The sequence below is a fragment of the Polaromonas sp. genome (assembly GCF_029945685.1).
GTDB lineage: Bacteria > Pseudomonadota > Gammaproteobacteria > Burkholderiales > Burkholderiaceae_C > Polaromonas.
The window spans coordinates 45,562-62,585 of sequence record NZ_JAQSDA010000009.1; the positions used below are offsets into that span (position 1 = coordinate 45,562).

Here is a 17,024-nt window from a genome sequence, read left to right on the forward strand (position 1 = left end):
ACATAGCAGGGCGACTTGACGTGATGGCCAAGGATCATCTTGGCGGCGAATTGCCCCTGCCGCTGGTCTGCCTGACACGACGGTCTAATTGCAATTTGTCGCTGTACCAGATACCCAAGTTCGCGCGCCTTTCTCCTATGTAACTCGATCTAGCTCGACCTAGCCAAGCGCTAGGCCGGGCTTTATGCCGTCCCGTCTGTTTCCGTAAAAAAAGGAGCCATCAACCCCAACCACTTTCAAGGAGTACATATGGATTTCAAACCCTACAGCCCACCCAACGAAGGCACAAGCCTCCTGACGGTGGACCGCGATCTTTGTTGGCGCATCAACCCGAGAGGTTTGGTAACCCCAGCCGTTATTGGCGCTGTCTGCTGGGCCAGCAACAACTTCTCCATTTCGGATCGTCAACACCAGGCCGTACTTTCTGGCCTGGGCTTGGAGTACCACCGGCTACCCGGCGGCGCCACCGTTCTGCAGCCCCAGCCGCAGTACCGCCTCCCTCCAGCAACTGACAATGCAGCAGACGAGTACTTCAACCTCACCAGCCCCCAGCTACCCTTGCATCACTACGACGCCGTCGAGGTGTATCCCTGCGTGGAAGGCGAGGGCGGTATTGAGCGCTTTGAGGCCAATGAACATCCGGCCAATGCTCATCCGCATTTCTGGAGCGTGGCCTTGCACCTGGAAGTTGGGCACATCGAAACCATTGCTGACTTCCCCGGCAGGGCCCAGGCCGACGGCTTCGGCGACCTAATGCGGCAGATTCTCCGCTCCGCGCGCATAGCACAAGGTTTGGCTACTTCCCACGTGTAATCCGGCCAGCCCCAGTGGTTGGCAAACCTCGCCTCGTCACGCCGCAATGGCCGGCATGTCCCGTTCTCGCCTTTCCCCTTAACGAACCATCTGAATCTGCGCCCAAGCGGAGGTCAAGTCACGTCCGCCACCAGCCAGAAACCCAATCAACCCTACCTAGGAGACCCAATGTGAGATACGCCCCCCACCTCAGCCACCAGGAACTGGAACGTTACGCCTTTCTTGCCGATGACGGCCTGACAGCCGCACTGGCAGAAACAGCCGACGATCTTGAACAGCAGAACCTCGAATACTTCAACAGCCAGGATGCCCTCAAAACCCAAGCCTTCGAAGCCGGAAAGCTCGAAGGCCTGGGCGAGGACGTCCAGGCCGCCATCACTGGGCTGACGCAGGAGGCAACAGCGCTGCGCGACCAGCTGGGCAAAGCCATTGCGCTGCTCGGCACCTGCCACGCCTGGCTACAGGGCGAGCAAACCAAAACCATCAAAGGCCGCCGTCAGGCAGCACACTCCCTGGCCAACCAGATGGCCAGCCAGGGTATGGGTTACCCCCGGCACTGACTCCGCACTTCTTCCCCGTCCGCTTGCCGCCATTCATTCAGTAGTCCTGTCCCTATTCCTATCCCTATTTTTAAGCAAGGAATCATGCTCATCAACAGCTCTGCCCTCGAAACCCTGGGCGCCTTTGCCATCGCCTTCTTTGGCGGCATCGTCTGCGGCCTGGGCCTTGTACGTTACGGCCGCTACGTCCGCAAAGACGCGCGTCGCGGCTACACCGCCGTCTGATCTTCACTTCTCATTTCCGCCTTCCACGCGCTTTCCCCTCCACCAACCCACTTCCAGGTAAACCTCAATGAGCTACTTCCAATTCTTCAACCGCAGGGCCAGGCCTTTGGCCTCCATTTGCCCCAATTGCAACCATGAGGACGGGCGCAACCGCAACTTGGCTCGTCGCGTAGGCGGGACCGTCGGTGGCATCGCCGGGTCCGCTGCCGGCGTCGCCGGCATCCTGAGCGCCGCCCGGCTTGGCATGACCGTCGGTGCAATCGCAGGCCCGGTCGGCTCCGTGATGACCGGCCTTGCCGCGGCAACCCTGCGCGGCATCATCGGCGGCACTATCGGCTGCGAAATTGGCTCTTCGCTGGGCGGACTTATTGACCACCACGTCCTGGAGTCCGACCGCTGCAAGCACTGTGGCTTCCCGCATGGCCACGATGTCGCTTCTCAGCGACGCCTGAACCATTCGCCATGGCCCAACACACCCCATTACCCGATGGGGTCGCATGACGATGATCCGGATCTTGACGAGGAATTCCCGGACGGCGCGCCGCTTCCTGGCTGAACGTCAGAAGGGCCTTCAGCGTCCCAGCTGACCCGGCCTACCACCTGACGTTGCGCGTCGTTCTGCTCCTCCGTTTCTCCCTTCTCTCTCCCCACCAACCCCAGTCGTTTCTGAATCTGCCTGACCGCAGAGGCCCAGTCACGCTTGAAATTTATGAAAGCAACGCATGGCACACCAAATTGAAAAAATGGCCTATGTCGGCGACACCCCCTGGCACGCTCTCGGCAGCCACTTACCGGCCAAACAACCCCTGGAGGTCTGGGCCCAGAAAGCCGGCATGGACTGGAAAATCTGCGAAACCCCAGTCCGCTTCGTTGCTGCTGAAAAGCACGCTGAATCAGGCGGTCAGGGCAACATGCTGGCCTTTGAAGACCAGAAAGTCCTTTACCGCAGTGACAACCACAAAGCCCTGTCCGTCGTCTCCAAGCGGTACAAGGTCGTTCAGCCCCGCGCCGTCCTGGAGTTCTATAGAGATCTCACCCAAGCCTCCGGTTATGAGCTGGAAACGGCGGGAGTCCTCAAGGAAGGGCGCAAGTTCTGGGCGCTAGCTCGCACAGGCAAGGAGACCAAGCTCCGCGGCAACGACCTGGTCCAAGGCTACATCCTTCTGGCCACATCCTGCGACGGCACCCTGGCCACGGTCGCGACTCACACCACCGTGCGTGTCGTGTGTGCCAACACCCTGGCTGTCGCCCTGGACAACGCCCGGGGCGCCGTCAAGGTACCCCACAGCACCACTTTCGATCCGGCCCAGGTCAAGTCCCAGCTCGGCATTGCCGTCTCCCAGTGGGACGGCTTCATGGGCCGCATGAAGGAGCTGACTGACTGCAAGGTCAATGACGCCGCAGCTGAGAAGTTCCTGCGAAGGCTGATCTGCCAGACCGATGCGCCTGTCAGCGCCAATGAACGCCTGAGTCAGGCACGTGCCCTCAAAACTGTCCAGAGCCTCTTTGCCGGGGAGGGCCGGGGCGCTGACCTGACGTCCGCAAAAGGTACCGCCTGGGGTCTGCTCAACGCGGTGACGCAGTTTGTCGACCACGAGCGCCGGGCCCGCAGCCAGGACTACCGCCTGGACTCTGCGTGGTTTGGCGCTGGCGCCCTGCTTAAAGAGAGGGCCCTTGGGCAGGCGTTGGCTTTGGTGGATTGAGCACCGGCCCGACAGAGGCCTCCGCCTTGGCCGGGTTTCGTCATCACGTCATAGCCCCGCCCGAGCAGATCGGACGGGGGCTTCTTATTTAAGAAGAAACAATTCAACCTAAAGGAGTTCACATGCGCACTACATTTGCGTCTGTACGGTCGGAGCGGGCAAGACCTGCCTTGGAATTGGTCAATACAAGTCAACCAGCTCTTGTTGAGCAGATGGTGACTGGGCAGGCAGGCATCACCGCGTCGGAGGCCGCAGCAGCAGTGGGCTGCGATCCCACCAGGTCCGCCATGGACCTCTGGCGTGAGAAGACAGGGCGACAGCCCGAACCTTCCCATCCAGCGCCGCACGATGAAACTCATCCCGGCTACTGGAAGACTCTCTTGGAGCCCTTGCTAGCAGCGGTCTACACCAAGCGGACGGGTCGCCGGCTCAGGCGCGTAAACCACGTTCTGTGCCATCCCAGCCATCCCTGGATGCAAGCACACATGGGCTGGGAAGTCATGGACGCGCCAGGAGCACAGATTCTTCAATGCCTGAGCGTCGGGGAAAACGAGATGCCTTGGTGGCGGGATGGCGTGCCGGCACACTTGCGGCTCAACGTCCAGCACCTGTTGGCAGTCACGGGGGCCTCTGCTGCTGACATGGCCGTGTTGATGTGCGGCCAGGCGCTGCAGATTCACCGGGTGGAGCGGGACGAGTCACTGATCAAGCAACTGATTCTGCGGGAGCGCAACTTCTGGCGTTACGTCGAGTTGAACGAGCCGCCTCCAGGCGCCCTGGCTACACCACGACTTACAGGGCTATGCGGTGGCCATGGCTCATCTTGAACACTTGTTTGCCGCCGGACTGCGCTTTGATACCGAGATCCAGTATCTGGCCCGCCACGGTGAAAGGCTGGTGTACGAGAACCTGCCGATCTGCCAGTCGGACTCACCTCAAACCTGCGCGCTGTCCAGCCTGACTCAATGCATCGCAGTTCTTGGCCAGCTTCCCGTGAGGGATGTCAAGGATCTAGGTCGAGCCGTTCAGAGAATCTGGATCCAACGGCACCAGCCCAGCGAGCGTCAAGAGCAAGGCGAGGTGACCCCGGACAGCTTGATGACGGTCATCGAGGCCCTCTGCACAGCCCGTGCTGAGGTACACCTGTCCGGTAGCGGTGACGATCTGGGAATGGTCGCCCACCGCGCGCTGCGGGCAGGGCAGGTCAGCCTGTTGCAGTTCGAAACAGCCCGGGCCTGCCGGTGGGCGATGGTGACAGGCGTGGAGCTGGACCGCAAGGATCTGGCGTCTGGGATGAAAAGCCAAAGCCGGGCGCTGTTGTTGCTCGATTCCAGCGCAAGCCGGCCTTGGGCTTGTGCGCACAATGTAAGGGTCGAACTCCAGGCTGCAGCCGGCAAGGCGGTGCGGGCAAGTCCCGGTTTCCCACTCAATTGCCGGCACCTGACGGGGGAAGCCTGTGCGGTGCGTTTGCGCAGTCTGATTGTGATGCGCGCATCAAAGGAATCGGGCTAGCTGCAGCAACTGTCGCTTCAGCGTTTCCTGACCGGGTAGGGCCGGGCGGTGCGCGGTGCGCGGGTCACCGTGACGTCCAGCCCCCGCTCCCGAGGCAGGTCGGGGTTCAGAAGCTCCCCGGCGGGTGTTCCAAGGGCCTTAGCCAGCAACTCGATATTGTCGATCGAGATGTTGCGCAGGCCGCGCTCCAGCGTACCCACAAAGGTGCGGTCCAGTTCGGCCTCATCGGCCAGGCGTTCCTGGGACATCCCGGCATCAATGCGGACCAGGCGGACATTTCGGGCAAACACCAGGCGAAGGGAGAGGGCGGGAGCTTTGGGCATGCCGTCTATCCTGCAGATATGAGGTATTTGATACCACGGTGTTTGAAGCTCTTTAAAATCCGGAATTTGGGCTTGGCGGTCTGTTAAATCCAGGCATTTTTGAAGATCAGACATGCACTGTCGTCAAAAAAGGAGATTTAAAAGCATCTTTATAGATGCTCGAAACAAGCGAACCCGTTTTGCCTGGCTCCTGTAGCCCGTCATTACGGGTTGGGAGAGGCCTCACAGGCACAACAAAACTCAATAGGAAAAACACATGAAATCAATTCAGCTACACAAAATCCTTGCATCCATCTTCACCTGCCTGACCTTGATGGCATGCGCCGATTCCAGCATCACCGAGGTCAAGAAAGCGTCCATCTCCCAGAGCGACTACACATTCGGGGAGATTTTTGACAACGCCAAAGGATGCAAGACCACCGAATGGGCAAGCCAGGAGGAAAATGGCCGATCAGTGGTCCGCTATACCTGCACGGTCGACACGCCCCAGGCAATGGTGGACTTTGCAGAAAGGGACAACACCAACAAGGTCAAGGCGTTGAGCAAGTCACTCGACGACGGGTGGCAGCGAACGCTCAAAAACCTGGAATCCCGTAAAGAGACCGTCTTGGGTGCGGCTGCGCAGGCCCGGAAATACAACGACGCCAAACTCAGCGAAGGTCACAGTCAGTTGCAGGCTGCCCAAGCCAAACTGAACGAAGCGATGGCCAGCACACCCCAAAACTACATTGGCTATGGAGCGAGTGGCTACACACCCCAATTGCTCGCAACGGGCAGGGAGCGTAAGCAATTGGCCATTGACAGGGCCCAACGGGAGGTTGGGGTGGCACAGCGCAGGATCGCGGAAGCAACGGAGAACCAAAATGATCCGGGCTATGCCCACAATCAGTTTTCTTCACAGCGCGGCCAGAGGAGTGCTGAGGAGTATCAGCAGATGATCGATGGCATGCTTTCCTGGAGGGACCGCTACTACGCTGCCATCGCTGACCTTGAAGCGCGGGAGATGAGCCGGGCACAGGAATTCCTGAAAACGGCGAAAGGTCGCCAGCTGCAAATGAAGGTCACTTTTCTTGTCAGGAAGAAGTCTCCCGTGGATATAGGGTCAGCGACATGGAGCTTTGACGGGCAGGATGCCGGGCCGGTCAACTTGATATTCCTTGGCGCCTCGCTGCTGAATCCAAAGACTCTTGAAGAGGTTTTGAGTCTTGCGCGAAAAGCCCGTCTGAAGCACGAAATTGACAGTCGCGCAGCAACTAACTCGTTTCCAATCGCCTGCGGCGAGACAATTCCAACTGGGTGCGAACTCAAGGAGGGTAAAAACTAAATTAGGCATCGCGTTGTTAAAGCCGCATCGGCATAGCAAAGAAGAGAGACCCCTGGGTCTCTCTTCTTTGCGTTTATTTTTTTCCGATTGAAGGCAGCGTTCCCAAGCTGTAGGATATTGAGGCGGCACTCGAATCAGCAATTGGGGTTTACAGGTGGAAGGCTAACCGAAGGATCAATTTTTGAGAGCACTGACACAGCCCGGCGTTCTCGCCACCTTGATGGCCGCGGCCTTGTTCGGCGCGGGCACGCCGCTGGCCAAACTGCTGCTGGCGCAGACCAGTCCCTGGCTGCTGGCCGCTTTGCTGTACCTTGGCTCGGGCATTGGACTGTTCCTGTTGCGAAAAATACGCAGATCTGCGCCTGTGCGCTTGCCCGGTGGGGAGTGGAAGTGGCTGGCTGGCGCGGTGGTTGCGGGCGGAATGGTCGGACCTGTCTTGTTGATGGTGGGCCTGTCGGGTATGCCGGCATCAGGGGCCTCACTCCTTCTGAATGCGGAAGGTGTCCTGACGGCCTTGATTGCATGGTTTGTATTCCGGGAGAACTTTGATCGGCGCATTGCTTTGGGAATGCTGGCCATCGTTGCCGGCGGTGTGCTCCTATCCTGGCCCGGTGAAAGGCGGTTTGGCGAGCTATGGCCGGCCTTGGCAGTGGTGGGTGCCTGCCTAGCCTGGGGCGTGGACAACAACCTGACGCGCAAGGTCTCTTTGTCCGACGCCTCGTTCATTGCCATGGTCAAGGGGTTGGCGGCGGGTGCGACCAACCTTGTGCTGGCACTTTCGCTGGGGGCCGCATGGCCTGAAATTCCTGTCGTGCTAGCGGCCGCGCTGCTGGGTTTTGCGAGTTACGGAGCCAGCCTGGCGTTGTTTGTCCTTGGCTTGCGTCATTTGGGAACAGCGCGCACGGGGGCCTATTTTTCCGTTGCGCCATTCGTAGGGGCAGCCCTGGCGATTGTGGTGCTTGGAGAACCAGTCACCCTGTCGCTGATCATCGCCGGCGTGTTGATGGCAGGAGGCGTTTGGCTTCATCTGACGGAAAGCCACCAGCACTCGCACACCCACGAGCCACTGGAACACAGCCATGAGCATGAGCACGGTGACGAACATCACGACCATGCGCACGAAGCTACGGTTGAAGTGGGTGCGAACCATACCCATCCGCACCGGCACGCCCCGATTGCTCATAGCCACGCGCATTTCCCGGACGCGCATCACCGTCACCCGCATTGAGCCACGCCGGCCACCGATGTACGCGACAACGAAAGGGATCAGGGTGCCGGGGTCACCGAAAGCACCGGCCATTCCATGCGGTCGTAGCGTAAAGCACGTGCAAAAAGCTGAAGTATGGCCCGTGAACCTCCTTGCGGGCGAGGCTCAATTCCCGCCTCCAAGCCTCATAACCCACTGCACAGCCATAAGAGGTCGCCGCCTTGGGTGTTGCCGCTGCGCTTAGCCAAATTCCTCAAGTACAGCGAGGACCAGATTGCGCGATCGTGGGACTGGCGGACCGGAGTCGATCACTTTTGGACTCCGCTGTAAAGTGCTGGCCTATTCGGTGCGGGACAACCGCAACCACCGGCGCCGGAGACAGTCGCACAACCAGCTGACACCACCGCGGGCTCGACCTGGCAGAACGCGTTGCTCCTGCGGCGCCGCACCAGCCAAATTGCGAAGCCCACCAGAGCGGCCACCACGATGGCACTGGCGATGACAGCGGCGTTGCTGCTCAAACCCAACCAATCACCGCTCGCCATCGCGATCAAGCCGGCCACCGAAGCCCCACCAACAAGGGGAACCAGCAGTGGGATGGCGCAGCAAGCGGCACACGCTCCGGCGACTCCAAAAACCGTCAACACAGGTTTCTTCATTTTTTGCTAACTTGGATGAACTCGGGACAATTCCCTTAAACTGAATTCAGAACCTCAAGTAACTTGAGATGCAAGGACTATCGATGAATAACCTACAGAACTCAGGGCAATTGAACATTGGCGCACTTGCACAGCGCACCGGTTTCAATGTCTCTGCCATCCGGTATTACGAGGAAGTTGGGTTGATTCCGGAGGCGATGTGCCGCCCTAACGGCCACCGGGTATACTCTCCTGATGTTCAGGAGGTGCTCACACTGGTGAAGCATTGCCGGGATTTCGGGTTTTCTATCGAGGAGACTCGCACGATGGTGTCGCTGTCTACCAGCAATGACCGCGACTGTGCGGAGACGCGCGAGATCGCGCAGACGCACCTGAATACCGTCAGGTTTAAACTAGCGAAGCTGCAGAATCTGGAGCGCAGTCTCTCAAAGTTCGTTCAGGCTTGCACCGACCAATGTGTTGGCGGGCCGGCGCCGAAGTGTTCGATTCTGAAAGGCCTCTCGGTCGCCGATTCCAAGCTGGCTACGTCGGGTCGATGCTGCGGCTAGACCATTCGCGCTTGCTTCCAAAAATCCACATGCAGCAACTCCGCGATTCTCTCGAAAGCCGCCAGATTTCCATCTACTTCGTGACGGTAGTCGTTGCTGCAATCATCGCGATAATGGCATCACCAGCGACCACGGTTCTGGAAGTGGCTGTCAATCCGGCGCTCGCTTTCATGCTGTTCGTGACGTTTCTCCAAGTGCCGATCGCCGAACTCAAGAGGTCTTTCGGTAGCGTGCGCTTCCTCGGCGCGCTTCTCGTTACGAACTTCGTTTTCATACCGCTCCTTGCCGCACTGCTGTTGATATTTGGCCCCACTGACCCCCTGGTTCGTCTGGGAGTGCTTCTGGTGCTGCTCACGCCCTGCATCGACTACGTTGTCACCTTCTCCCACCTTGGCCGGGCGGACGCGCGAGCGTTGCTGGCGGCGACTCCCGTGCTTTTGATTGTTCAGATGCTCCTGCTTCCGGCATACCTGACGGTGTTCCTTGGTGAGAGTGCGAGCCGCCTGGTGCAGATGGGGCCGTTTTTGCATGCCTTTGTGTGGCTGATCGCTGTGCCGCTACTGCTTGCTGCTCTCGTCCAGCTTTGGGCCTCTCGCAATGCAGCAGGCGCGAAGACGGCAGCGATATTGGGGGTTTTGCCGGTGCCCGCAACAGCGCTGGCGCTTTTCGTCGTGATCGCCGCTGTCGTTCCGCAACTCGGATCGGCATTCAAAGTGGCGCTTAGCGTCGCTCCGTTGTATCTTGCCTTTGCCGTGCTTGCGCCAATGGTTGGTTGGTTCGTCGCCCGCGCCTTTCGACTGGAGACGTGCCTTGCCCGTTCGGTTGCCTTCAGCGCAGGTACACGGAATTCCTTGGTCGTTTTGCCGCTGGCGCTATCGGTTCCAGGGGCCATTCCCATATTGCCGGCGGTCATCGTCACGCAGACGCTGATCGAGCTGATCGCCGAGCTGGTTTATGTGCGCGTCATGCCGAGGTTGGGGGCGAGACAAGCCAAAGCGACGGCCGGCCCGACAGCTTGACGACGGCTGCGTAGCGTCGTCGACAAGTGCGTCAGTGTTTGTGAGCGCGCTTACTGTCTTGCTAACTGGGTTAACTCGGCATCGAAACATCTCTTGCGCAGGGTGACTTCGTGGTCGCCGCCCTTTGAAAACGCGAGAAATTCATGTTTAAACGTTTGTTGGCCAGTTCGCTGGTCCTGCTATCCGCCTTACCGGCGCTTGCCCTGGCGCAACTCGCGCCCGCAAGTGCGCCAGCTTGCCTAGCTCGGTATCGACTTTGCGCACCTCTCCGGTAGTCAACTGAGCGCTTGCGGGAGCAGGTGAATCCAGCGTTTTTCCTGCCGAACCCGCCGGCATGTCCTTCGCCGCCAAGACAAGTCCAGTACCGCTCGTTAAGAAGAGGGCGGCAGTGAGTGCAAAGTTGATCTTGGATTCATCGAAAACCCCTTGAAATTGGGGAATGCAAGAGTCGAGAGCTAAACACTCGGGCCACCCGCATCGATTTTTAGGCGCCGAAGCGTTCAGAAAACAGGTCTTGCCTGAGGTCTGGCGAAGTCACGCTGGGTTTGGCGTTGTTATGCGGCAAGTTGTCGGTGTGCACCAGCCTTCCACCCTGCATGCCGAAGCTGTGCTGCGGCGAGGTGTTGATCGCGCCGTCGGCACTGGCCGTTGCAGTTCCTGCATTTTTTGGAGCCGAGGCGGCACCCTTCTTCACCTCAACGCGCCCCTTGTCGCTTTGGCTTTGCTGTGGTGCGATATGGACACTACCGTCCGCGCCAGCCCAGGTGCGGCCGGAGTTGGCAAAAGCAACGGGAAGAACGGCACCAGCCAAGGCAAGTGCAAATACAGTTTTTCGGATCATCATGAATAATTCCTTTGATTACGCTTGCAAAGTGCTGCCCCAACATCTGGAGCAACTGCGATGCAACCCTTGCATCACAGTTCCTAATGTAAAAATCGAGGCACAACATCACGCTGACCTTCAGATTACGAATCTGTCATATAACCCGAGACTCAATTGAAAATTCTGATCATTGAAGACGAGCCGAAAGCCGCCGAATACCTGCGCAAGGGCTTGGCAGAGAGCGGGTATGCGGTTGAAGTGGCCCATAACGGCACGGACGGGTTGCACGCCGCTGCCAACGGCGACCATGACCTGGTGGTCCTGGATGTCATGCTTCCGGTCATCGACGGGTTTGCGGTTCTGTCAGCACTACGGACCTCTAAACAAGTTCCAGTTCTGATGCTCACCGCTCGCGGTAACACCGATGACAAGCTACGCGGCTTCGATCTCGGTGCGGATGACTACTTGGTCAAGCCGTTTCAATTTCCTGAGCTTTTGGCTCGTGTAAAGGCCTTGCTTAAGCGTGGGCAGCCAGCGCCAGCGGAGTCTGTGCTGAGAGCCGCCGACCTGGAAATTGATCCCGTCCGCCACCGCGCAACACGGGCGGGACAGCGCATTGATTTGTCCGCCAAAGAATTCGCCTTGCTGACGCTTCTCGTTCAGAAAACAGGCGAAGTTCTTTCCAGAACCCAGATTTCCTCGTTGGTGTGGGATATTCACTTCGATTCAGACACCAACGTCGTGGAGGTCGCGATACGCCGGCTCCGCGCCAAGATAGACGATCCCTTTGATGAGAAATTGATTCACACCGTCCGAGGCGTTGGGTACGTTCTGGAACGCAGGGCAGCAGTGTGACGCAAGTTCAAAATCCCGGTTTCTGGTCCAGAAAATCTATGGCAATGCGCATTGCTCTGGCCAGCTGTCTGTTTGGATTTCTTGTGACGGGCGGTGTTATCGTGTTCGGCTTTTATGCGCTTGCACATCAGCTTGATGTCCGTTCAAGTGGTGAATTGCTGGGCAAGCGTGACCTGCTAGAGCATGTCCTGTCAAAGATCCCGTCACAGGAGTCCCTCAGCCTGAACACGCATCGCTTCGGCGATTTGTTGATCGGACATGATGATTTGCACCTCGCACTTGCGGATTCGAGCACGGGTCAAAATATTCTGAGCTTTTCTCGAATCGCGGAGCAATCAATGTCGGAATTGGCCCCTCTGTCGGCCAATCCTAATTCGATCCGCAATTGGACAGCTTCCACTGGCGAGCAAATGAGCACAGTCGGCGCAAGCACGCCTTTTACCGACGGCCGCATGGTCCGCTACTACCTGTCGCAGGATCGTCGGCAAGACAACCGCTTGCTGGCAAGTTTCGTCAAGACGAGCTTGGTGGGCTGGCCTCTGATGCTGCTCATCGTGGCGTTCGGAGCCTGGCTGATTGCACGGACGAGCTTGGCACCGCTTAGGCGATTCCAGCGCATGGCTGCCTTGATAGGCACGCAGTCGCTTGGGCAACGAATATCTTCTTCCGCCCTGCCTCCAGAGCTTTTCGAGCTGGCGGAAGAATTCAACAGCATGTTGAAACGCATCGACGACGGTTATCGAAGGCTCCAGGATTTTTCCGGCGAACTCGCGCATGAAATGCGTACCCCCGTGGCCACCTTGATGGGAAGAACGCAGGTGGCGCTTTCCCGCACGCGCAGCTCACCTGAGTTCCGGGAAGTCCTGGAAGGCAATGTAGAAGAACTCGAGCGCCTGTCCCGTCTGATTTCCGACATGCTTTTCATTGCCCGCGCCGACCACGATGAGGACCCTCTAAATCGGGAATCTGTAGAACTTTCCCAAGTGGCACAGCGGGTGGCCGACTACATGTCTGTGGTCGCTGAGGAACGCGGTTTGACCATAGATGTTACCGGTACTGCGGCTGTCATGGCTGATCCTCTGCTTGTGGAACGCGCCATCACAAACATCTTGACCAATGCGATACGTCATGCTGCGACCGACTCGACGATAAGTGTGGCAATTGAACAAGGGGACGGTGCCACGCTGGCGGTGACTAACTCCGGCGAGCCCATTGCACCTCAACACATTGAGCGGATCTTTGACCGCTTCTACCGTATTGATACTGGTCGCGCTCGCATGGACGGCGGTTCAGGGCTGGGACTGGCCATTGTGCGTTCCATCATGTTGGCCCACGGGGGACAGGTGAAAGCGCGCAGTTCAGCAGGCGGTGATACGACATTCACTCTGATGTTTTTGAGCCATCCACCTTAGTCCTTTCGAGCTGCAGTGGTACCCATGGCTATACCAATCCGGCCATGTCGATTTCCAAGATGTTGGGGTTTGACCTGTGTCCGCGCTTACGTGATCTGGCCGAGCGTAAACTATTCCTGCCGCGCATCCTGGAGGCACCGGAAGGGCTGGATCAGGTGCTTGTTCGCGACGTGTTTTAGGCGCAATCCGTAAAGGCTGGGATGAGTTGCTACGCTGGCAGCGTCTATTCGTAGCGGTCGTGTCAGTGCCAATTGCCCTGCAGCGCTTCGGCAGCGCAGCTCATTGCGACCCTGTTCACCGGGCTGCAGACCAGCTGGGACGGTTGTTGCGCACGCTCAAAATGGCATATGGCCAAAGCGTAGCTCCGGCGCGTGTTGTCGCGCTCGGCGGCCTCAATATACTGGGCAAGATGGCTCATATCCCTCGCAAGTATGTGGTTCAAACAGGTTGTTCATCCGCAAGAATCTGGGGACTTTACTTTTGACCCCGCACAATGATGACGGCGTCGCCGTCAGGCGCATTTGGTCAGCGTGGCAGATGTCGTCTATATATCAAATTTTTGCTTTATTACCCACCCGCTGATGCGTGCCGTGAATATGCCCAGCATGGCCCCCAGCGCCGCCGGGCCGCTTTTTTTCAGCTTGGGCCGCTATCTCTAGCCCACTGAGGATGCCGCAACTCGCGGCATCCTGCCCACTTGTGCATTCCTCGCGCAACGCCTTGAGCTCCTTCTCCAGAGCCTTAAGCTCGCGAATGCGTGTCGCTACATGCCCGATGTGTTCGTCTAGCAGCCCATTAACTTCGGTGCAGTTTTCAGTTGGCGCGTCCTTAAAATGCAGCAAAGCACGAATTTCACCCAGTGACATGTCGAGTGACCGGCAGTGACGAATAAAGGCCAATCGATTGATGTGCGTGCTGTCGTAAACCCGATAGTTCGCTTCACTGCGCGATGCTTCCGGCAAAAGTCCTTCGCGTTCGTAATATCGAATGGTCTCCGTCTGCGTGGAGGCAGCTTTGGCCAATTCTCCGATTTTCATTGACATCCTTTTGCTGACGACCTAGTTAGAACCGCGCGTAGCCGCAGATCCAACCTAGCCCTTGACTTTAATGCCGCTATAAGGTTTCTAATTAAGCCATGAAACCAGAAACCATGCCTCAATCAGCTGAAGATTCTTGCGGCTCCGCCGCATGCAGCGCTCCTTCTGCCATTGCAACTGGCGCAACGCTACCCGCTGGAGGCAAGCTGTTTCGCATTTCCACCATGGACTGCAGCGCGGAAGAATCCGAGATCCGCAGAGCATTGGAGCCTTTGCCGGGAATTCGCTCGCTGGGCTTTCAATTGGGCGCTCGCACACTCAAGATTGACGCTTCTGATGAGGCTCTGCCGTTAGCCCTTGAAGCCATCCGTAAGGCCGGCTTTGACCCAAAGCCGGTACAAGCGACCGAGGCAGAATTAGCTGATGGCAAAGGCGCTCCCGCTGACGGTCATACCCATGACGGCGGCTTCAGTGGCGGCATATCTCGTCTGGTTGCAGCCCTCGCATTGGCTATAAGTGCCGAAGCTATTTCCTATTTCGCTCCAGAGACGTTTACCTGGAAGGTAGCGGGGATGGCCGTGGCCGCCGTGGCCATCTGGTTGGCGGGCATTGATACCTATAAAAAAGGCATGGCGGCCTTGTTCAGGGGTAAGTTGAACATCAATGCACTGATGGCCGTGGCCGTAACCGGCGCTTTCCTGATCGGCCAGTGGCCAGAGGCAGCCATGGTCATGGCTTTGTATGCCATCGCCGAACTGATCGAGGCCAAAGCGGTCGACCGAGCCCGGAATTCGATCAAGGGTCTGCTGGACATGGCCCCAGAAGTGGCGCTTATGCTGACGGCGGATGGCGCCTGGACCACCACGCCCGTCGCCCAGGTTCCGCTTGAAGCGGTGGTCCGCATAAAACCCGGGGAACGGGTGCCACTTGATGGTGTAGTAACAAAGGGCAACGGTGCCATCAATCAGGCCCCCATTACAGGCGAAAGTATCCCAGTCGACAAAGCGCCTGGCGATCCAGTCTTTGCCGGCACCATCAATGAAACGGGTGAGCTGGAAATTCGAGTCACCGCAGCGGCAAACAACACAACGTTGGCTCGGATCATCCACGCCGTTGAGGAGGCGCAGGGCACCCGTGCACCGACACAGCGTTTTGTTGACAAATTTGCTGCCATTTACACGCCAGTCGTTTTCGCAATTGCAGTAGCTGTGGCTGTACTCACGCCGTTTCTATTGAGCCTCACTTGGCAAGAAGCCCTATACAAGGCGTTGGTGTTACTCGTGATTGCGTGCCCCTGTGCATTGGTGATTTCCACGCCCGTGACTGTCGTGAGCGGTTTATCCGCAGCCGCGCGCAGAGGCATCCTTATCAAGGGCGGTACCTACCTGGAAGAGGCGCGGCTGCTGAAAGCTATTGCATTGGATAAGACCGGAACCATCACTGAAGGTAGGCCAAAGCTTGTAGATTGGCGTGTATGGGGCCAGGCCGATGAGGCGTCATCCAGGCATGCCGCCGCAAGCCTGGCTGCCAGATCGGATCACCCGGTTTCAAAGGCTATTGCAGCCAGCCTCGAGCAGAAAGTTGCAGAAGTTCAGGAGTTCAAGGCAATTCCCGGCCGCGGCGTTCAGGGCGTCGTGGATGGCCAGACCTTACTGATGGGCAATCATCGCCTGATGGAAGAAAACAATCTGTCTTCTCCGGAGCTCAAGGCCGAGCTGGCTATCCACGAAAATCAGGGCCGAACCGTGACCTTGCTGGCCAACAGCAAGGTGGTTCTTGCACTGTTCGCGGTTGCCGACACGATCAAGGAAACATCGCGCAAGGCCATTGCAGATCTGAAGGTCTTGGGTGTCACGACCGTCATGCTGACGGGCGATAACAGTGCCACAGCCAAAGCCATCGCCAGCGAGGCAGGCATTGACGACGCACGCGGAGACTTGTTGCCAGAGGCCAAACTCGATGCCATCAAGGATATGCAAAAGCGCTATGGCCCGACAGGCATGACGGGGGACGGCATCAATGACGCGCCGGCGCTGGCTCAAGCAGATGTGGGCTTTGCCATGGGTGGGGCGGGCACAGACACAGCCATGGAAGCTGCCGATATTGTGATCATGAACGACAACCTCGAACGCGTTGCCGAAACCGTGCAGTTGTCCAAGCGGACACATGCGATTCTTTGGCAGAACATTACCTTGGCGTTGGGTATCAAGTCTGTCTTTCTGGTCTTGGCCGTGTTTGGAACCGCAACCATGTGGATGGCTGTTTTTGCAGATATGGGTGCCAGCCTGCTGGTTGTGGGCAATGGCCTTCGCTTGCTTCCCCGAGCGAAAAACACCACTCCCAGCGCCAAAGTTTAGAGCTGCCCAATGAACCACCCAACCCTACAGCCATGCGTGAAACTATTCTGAGCGCCCTCAAGGATGCGCAGAGTGCGCTTACCGCTCTTATCAGCGACGAATCTGCACTGGCTTCGACCGAAAACGCTGCGGCGTTACTGGTGAAGACATTCGAGGGCGGGGGAAGGGTTTATGCTTGTGGGAATGGCGGTTCCATGAGTGATGCCATGCACTTTGCAGAGGAGCTGACTGGACGCTTTCGTCACAACCGTAAAGGACTGCCAGCCCAGGCCATTAGCGACGTCGGTCATTTGACCTGTGTCGCCAATGACTTCGGGTATGAACAGGTGTTCTCAAGATACCTGGATGCACATGGCCGGGCTGGAGACTGTTTGCTGGCCATCAGCACAAGTGGCAAAAGTACCAACGTCGTTAATGCTGCCGTCGCAGCCAAAGAGCTCGGTATGAGCGTGATTGCATTGACCGGTCAGGAGATGTCTCAACTGGGCGTTCTGGCAGATATTTGCATCGCTACGCCCGCTGGAGACTTTGCCGACCGCGTTCAGGAACTGCACATCAAGGTTATTCATATCTTGCTGGAGTTGATCGAGCGGCGGTTTTTCCCGGAAAACTATGTCGTGACGGCCACGCCCGTGAGCTCCTGAAAC

Annotated in this window: 19 protein-coding genes and 1 pseudogene; 17 read left to right on the top strand and 3 right to left on the bottom strand. The window is 58.0% G+C overall.

Annotated elements, in window-relative coordinates:
- The first annotated feature begins 249 nt into the window (after positions 1-249).
- From PSV26_RS06935 to PSV26_RS06965, 7 genes are all read left to right on the top strand, one after another.
- Positions 250-813 (top strand): hypothetical protein, encoded by a 564-nt coding sequence (locus PSV26_RS06935; protein WP_300569137.1) that lies wholly within the window; start codon positions 250-252, stop codon positions 811-813.
- Between the two features lie 170 nt (positions 814-983).
- On the top strand, positions 984-1,373 hold the full coding sequence (locus PSV26_RS06940; protein ID WP_300569140.1) for a hypothetical protein: 390 nt from the start codon (positions 984-986) through the stop codon (positions 1,371-1,373).
- Between the two features lie 84 nt (positions 1,374-1,457).
- Positions 1,458-1,598: a hypothetical protein gene (locus PSV26_RS06945; protein ID WP_300569143.1), complete on the top strand. Its 141-nt coding sequence runs from the start codon at positions 1,458-1,460 to the stop codon at positions 1,596-1,598.
- Between the two features lie 67 nt (positions 1,599-1,665).
- A complete protein-coding gene (locus PSV26_RS06950) occupies positions 1,666-2,154 on the top strand; it encodes a hypothetical protein (RefSeq protein WP_300569147.1) in 489 nt (162 codons plus the stop codon).
- 166 nt (positions 2,155-2,320) lie between these two features.
- A complete protein-coding gene (locus tag PSV26_RS06955; protein WP_300569150.1) occupies positions 2,321-3,301 on the top strand; it encodes a DUF932 domain-containing protein in 981 nt (326 codons plus the stop codon).
- A 212-nt stretch (positions 3,302-3,513) separates the two neighbouring features.
- A complete protein-coding gene (locus PSV26_RS06960) occupies positions 3,514-4,128 on the top strand; it encodes a lambda-exonuclease family protein (protein WP_300569538.1) in 615 nt (204 codons plus the stop codon).
- Complete coding sequence (locus PSV26_RS06965; protein WP_300569153.1) at positions 4,115-4,813, top strand: hypothetical protein; 699 nt, start codon at positions 4,115-4,117, stop codon at positions 4,811-4,813. Before PSV26_RS06960 ends, PSV26_RS06965 begins: the two co-directional genes overlap by 14 nt.
- A gap of 17 nt (positions 4,814-4,830) precedes the next feature.
- Here PSV26_RS06965 and PSV26_RS06970 read toward each other — a convergent pair whose 3' ends face one another.
- Positions 4,831-5,136: a helix-turn-helix transcriptional regulator gene (locus PSV26_RS06970; protein ID WP_300569156.1), complete on the bottom strand. Its 306-nt coding sequence runs from the start codon at positions 5,134-5,136 to the stop codon at positions 4,831-4,833.
- 256 nt (positions 5,137-5,392) lie between these two features.
- Between PSV26_RS06970 and PSV26_RS06975 the strand changes: the two genes are divergently transcribed.
- The 5 genes from PSV26_RS06975 (at position 5,393) to PSV26_RS06995 (ending at position 9,893) form a co-directional block, all read left to right on the top strand.
- Complete coding sequence (locus PSV26_RS06975) at positions 5,393-6,460, top strand: hypothetical protein (protein WP_300569159.1); 1,068 nt, start codon at positions 5,393-5,395, stop codon at positions 6,458-6,460.
- A gap of 181 nt (positions 6,461-6,641) precedes the next feature.
- Positions 6,642-7,688 (top strand): DMT family transporter, encoded by a 1,047-nt coding sequence (locus PSV26_RS06980; RefSeq protein WP_300569162.1) that lies wholly within the window; start codon positions 6,642-6,644, stop codon positions 7,686-7,688.
- Positions 7,689-8,153: 465 nt separating this feature from the next.
- Entirely contained in the window at positions 8,154-8,336 is a 183-nt protein-coding gene (locus PSV26_RS06985; RefSeq protein WP_300569165.1) for a hypothetical protein, read from the top strand.
- Between the two features lie 73 nt (positions 8,337-8,409).
- The gene (locus tag PSV26_RS06990; RefSeq protein ID WP_300569168.1) at positions 8,410-8,874 is read left to right on the top strand and encodes a helix-turn-helix domain-containing protein; all 465 of its coding nucleotides are present in this window, start codon (positions 8,410-8,412) and stop codon (positions 8,872-8,874) included.
- 29 nt (positions 8,875-8,903) lie between these two features.
- Complete coding sequence (locus PSV26_RS06995) at positions 8,904-9,893, top strand: arsenic resistance protein (protein WP_300569541.1); 990 nt, start codon at positions 8,904-8,906, stop codon at positions 9,891-9,893.
- Between the two features lie 484 nt (positions 9,894-10,377).
- On the opposite strand, the gene PSV26_RS07000 is transcribed toward PSV26_RS06995, so the two are convergent.
- Positions 10,378-10,737, bottom strand: a complete 360-nt coding sequence (locus PSV26_RS07000) for a DUF4148 domain-containing protein (protein ID WP_300569170.1) — start codon at positions 10,735-10,737, stop codon at positions 10,378-10,380.
- Positions 10,738-10,890: 153 nt separating this feature from the next.
- Here PSV26_RS07000 and PSV26_RS07005 point away from each other — a divergent pair, with 153 nt between their 5' ends.
- The 3 genes and pseudogenes from PSV26_RS07005 to PSV26_RS22645 all read left to right on the top strand — a co-directional run.
- Positions 10,891-11,571 carry a heavy metal response regulator transcription factor gene (locus PSV26_RS07005; RefSeq protein ID WP_300569172.1) on the top strand — a complete coding sequence of 227 codons (681 nt, stop codon included), beginning with the start codon at positions 10,891-10,893 and terminating at the stop codon, positions 11,569-11,571.
- A 38-nt stretch (positions 11,572-11,609) separates the two neighbouring features.
- On the top strand, positions 11,610-12,983 hold the full coding sequence (locus PSV26_RS07010) for a heavy metal sensor histidine kinase (protein WP_300569174.1): 1,374 nt from the start codon (positions 11,610-11,612) through the stop codon (positions 12,981-12,983).
- A 20-nt stretch (positions 12,984-13,003) separates the two neighbouring features.
- Positions 13,004-13,320: pseudogene (locus PSV26_RS22645) on the top strand (Tn3 family transposase); the annotation flags it as partial.
- A 214-nt stretch (positions 13,321-13,534) separates the two neighbouring features.
- Here the strand turns inward: PSV26_RS22645 and cadR are convergent.
- On the bottom strand, positions 13,535-14,020 hold the full coding sequence (gene cadR, locus PSV26_RS07020; protein ID WP_300569180.1) for a Cd(II)/Pb(II)-responsive transcriptional regulator: 486 nt from the start codon (positions 14,018-14,020) through the stop codon (positions 13,535-13,537).
- A gap of 98 nt (positions 14,021-14,118) precedes the next feature.
- Between cadR and PSV26_RS07025 the strand changes: the two genes are divergently transcribed.
- The gene (locus PSV26_RS07025; protein ID WP_300569183.1) at positions 14,119-16,377 is read left to right on the top strand and encodes a cation-translocating P-type ATPase; all 2,259 of its coding nucleotides are present in this window, start codon (positions 14,119-14,121) and stop codon (positions 16,375-16,377) included.
- A gap of 32 nt (positions 16,378-16,409) precedes the next feature.
- Positions 16,410-17,021, top strand: coding sequence for an SIS domain-containing protein (locus PSV26_RS07030; protein WP_300569186.1), 612 nt, complete (start codon positions 16,410-16,412; stop codon positions 17,019-17,021).
- The last annotated feature ends 3 nt before the right edge of the window (positions 17,022-17,024 follow it).